4 protein-coding genes and 1 pseudogene are annotated in these 3,372 nt (G+C 43.2%); all 5 read right to left on the bottom strand.

Annotated elements, in window-relative coordinates; translation table 11 throughout:
* A pseudogene (locus APU02_RS04865) lies at window positions 1–208 on the bottom strand (hypothetical protein); the annotation flags it as partial.
* A 3-nt stretch (window positions 209–211) separates the two neighbouring features.
* Window positions 212–1,024, bottom strand: coding sequence for a subclass B1 metallo-beta-lactamase NDM-1 (locus APU02_RS04860; RefSeq protein ID WP_004201164.1), 813 nt, complete (start codon window positions 1,022–1,024; stop codon window positions 212–214).
* A gap of 100 nt (window positions 1,025–1,124) precedes the next feature.
* Entirely contained in the window at window positions 1,125–2,150 is a 1,026-nt protein-coding gene (locus APU02_RS24910) for an IS30-like element ISAba125 family transposase (protein WP_004994718.1), read from the bottom strand.
* A 151-nt stretch (window positions 2,151–2,301) separates the two neighbouring features.
* Complete coding sequence (locus APU02_RS04855) at window positions 2,302–3,081, bottom strand: APH(3')-VI family aminoglycoside O-phosphotransferase (RefSeq protein ID WP_014386410.1); 780 nt, start codon at window positions 3,079–3,081, stop codon at window positions 2,302–2,304.
* Between the two features lie 105 nt (window positions 3,082–3,186).
* The coding region (locus APU02_RS04850; protein WP_157845132.1) for an integrase core domain-containing protein at window positions 3,187–3,372 on the bottom strand (186 nt) is incomplete at its 5' end.

The following is a 3,372-nucleotide window of genomic DNA, read 5'->3' as shown; positions in this document are numbered from 1 at the left end:
CATCAAGCTTTTGCCCATGAAGCAACCAGGCAATGCTCGTAGCTGGGTCGAGGTCAGGATAGGGGAAGAATTCGAGCTGCAAACCGCCGCGCTGCAGGATCATCCAGCCGCGATCCTTCCAACTCGTCGCAAAGCCCAGCTTCGCATAAAACGCCTCTGTCACATCGAAATCGCGCGATGGCAGATTGGGGGTGACGTGGTCAGCCATGGCTCAGCGCAGCTTGTCGGCCATGCGGGCCGTATGAGTGATTGCGGCGCGGCTATCGGGGGCGGAATGGCTCATCACGATCATGCTGGCCTTGGGGAACGCCGCACCAAACGCGCGCGCTGACGCGGCGTAGTGCTCAGTGTCGGCATCACCGAGATTGCCGAGCGACTTGGCCTTGCTGTCCTTGATCAGGCAGCCACCAAAAGCGATGTCGGTGCCGTCGATCCCAACGGTGATATTGTCACTGGTGTGGCCGGGGCCGGGGTAAAATACCTTGAGCGGGCCAAAGTTGGGCGCGGTTGCTGGTTCGACCCAGCCATTGGCGGCGAAAGTCAGGCTGTGTTGCGCCGCAACCATCCCCTCTTGCGGGGCAAGCTGGTTCGACAACGCATTGGCATAAGTCGCAATCCCCGCCGCATGCAGCGCGTCCATACCGCCCATCTTGTCCTGATGCGCGTGAGTCACCACCGCCAGCGCGACCGGCAGGTTGATCTCCTGCTTGATCCAGTTGAGGATCTGGGCGGTCTGGTCATCGGTCCAGGCGGTATCGACCACCAGCACGCGGCCGCCATCCCTGACGATCAAACCGTTGGAAGCGACTGCCCCGAAACCCGGCATGTCGAGATAGGAAGTGTGCTGCCAGACATTCGGTGCGAGCTGGCGGAAAACCAGATCGCCAAACCGTTGGTCGCCAGTTTCCATTTGCTGGCCAATCGTCGGGCGGATTTCACCGGGCATGCACCCGCTCAGCATCAATGCAGCGGCTAATGCGGTGCTCAGCTTCGCGACCGGGTGCATAATATTGGGCAATTCCATCAAGTTTTCCTTTTATTCAGCATTAAAAACCCCGCAAATGCGAGGCCTAGTAAATAGATGATCTTAATTTGGTTCACTGTAGCAAAAATATGGGGCGAATTCAAACATGAGGTGCGACAGTTTCAAAAGCCATATGATAATCAACAAGCTGAGCAAATTTCTCTAATGGTGTAAGCCAATCTAACGCCTTTCTAGGACGAGTATTCAGTGACATGGCAACTTGATTTAAATAATGCTGATCTGCCTGATTTAAATCAATCCCTTTAGGTAAATATTGCCTAATTAAACCATTCATATTTTCGCATGTGCCTTTTTGCCAGGGTGAATGTGGGTCACAGAAATATACATCTATGCCTAAATCTTCTTCGAGTATTTTATGTTCTGACATCTCACGTCCACGGTCATAGGTCAACGTTTTACGCAGTTCTGCAGGTAAATATTTCAGAGCTTCAGTTAAAGCCTTGCGCACTGATTCTGCCTTTGCATCAGGTAATGTTGCCAAGATACAGAGCCGTGTATTTCGTTCAATAAGTGTTGCTATCGAACTTTTATTGTCTTTACCTTTAATTAAATCAGCTTCCCAATGACCCGGTATTTTTCTTTCTTGAACTTCGGCTGGGCGCTCATGAATAGTTTTAATATCCTGTAATATAGAATCTTTTTTAGGTTCACCGTTAGCTTTTCGCTTTTTATTTTCATGACGTAGACAGGATAATAAGTCTTTTTTCAACTCACCCTTTGGTAATGCTCGTATCGTTGAATAAATCGTTGTATGGCTTACATTCATTGTTTGATCCAAATCAGGAAATGTCTTTAAACGCTTTGCTATTTGCTGAGGAGACCATAAACAACGGATCGCTTCAACAATAAATTTCCAGAGGATTGAATCGATTTTGAGTTTTCTGTGACCACGTCTACGTCTAGCGAAGGTGTTATCAGAAGCATATCGAGCTTGATAAACGTCATTGATGCTATTTCTTTTAAGCTCACGATAGATCGTACTAGGATGTCTTTTAATGAGTTCAGCAAATTTTCTGGCTGAAAAGCCTTCTTTTCTTGACTCAAGCATTAATGCAGTACGATCTTCAAAGTTAAGATGATGGTATGACAATTTTATATACTCCATAAACCCTTTAAATTAATTAGGTGGTTTATGTCGCACTTCAAGTTTTACTCTGCCAACTTTAAATCAGTGGCTCCACTAACACTCTTCACTTATTTATTTAAAATTTAGCGACGTTAAAAGACAATTAAGTATTTTTAGATAATGCTTAGAATCAATTCAATTCATCAAGTTTTAAAAAATAATTCCTTTTGTCAGGTCTATCATTTTTTAAATGCTTTAAAAATATTTTAGCAGTTTCCTCCGAGGCATCCTCTCTTAGGCAACGTTCAACAAAGGATATATCTACAAATTCATCAGCTAACCCAGCACGGCCAAGATCTAAAAAGTAAATTTCATTGAATTTATCTATAAAAATATTACTATCCGTGATATCGCCATGAGAAAAAACCAATCTTTCTTCAACACGAGTCTCAGTTAACTCATTCCATAGACTTAGGTAAGTTCTATGGTCTCCCCATAATTCAGCGTCAAAATCATCTTGATCTATATCGTCAAGGAGTTGGTTATCAATAAAAAATTTTGACTCTTTTAACCGATGATCAATGTTTGAAATAAATGGACAATCAATAATAGCAACTGAATTTAACAGATTGAGTGCCTCCTTATAGATAGCAAGCAATTCTTGGTCTGTTAAAAAAAGCGCTGAAATTGGTTTTGCATTGATCGCTTTAGTGATCATTAATTCAAACTGCTCATCCTGAAAAGTCATGATGAGTTCAGGCACCTTTAATTTCTCAGAGAGCCAACTCAACATTTTCGCTTCGCGAGAGACACTGTATGTGGTCTCTGTATATAAAGTGCTAGATCGCTTAAGAAAAAAAGTTTCATTATTTCGATTAAAAGAATAAACATCCGATGGCGACTGACCAATTTTATTTGGCTCTAAAACGCTGTTTCCAATAAATTGTTGAATAATATTGGGCAATTCCATCAAGTTTTCCTTTTATTCAGCATTAAAAACCCCGCAAATGCGAGAGAGGTGGTCCCACTTGTTTGAACAACTAAAAGCGTATTTATAAGTGATATTCCGCTCTAGTTAAGCCACCTTGTTTTGTTGGGGTAGCTGATCATAGTAAAACTCATTTGGTGTCATTTTGTCTAGACTCGAATGAGGTCGTTTCAAATTATAAAACTCAAAATATGCACTTAATTGCTTTTTCGCATCTGTGACACTGCTATAAGCTTTGAGGGGTATAGGAAGTATAAACCACCTTTTTGCTCC

This window comes from Citrobacter sp. 50677481 (assembly GCF_001463265.1).
Lineage (GTDB): Bacteria > Pseudomonadota > Gammaproteobacteria > Enterobacterales > Enterobacteriaceae > Citrobacter_A > Citrobacter_A sedlakii.
The sequence above is the reverse complement of the archived record's forward strand: the minus strand, read 5'-3'. Positions and strand labels throughout refer to the sequence as shown.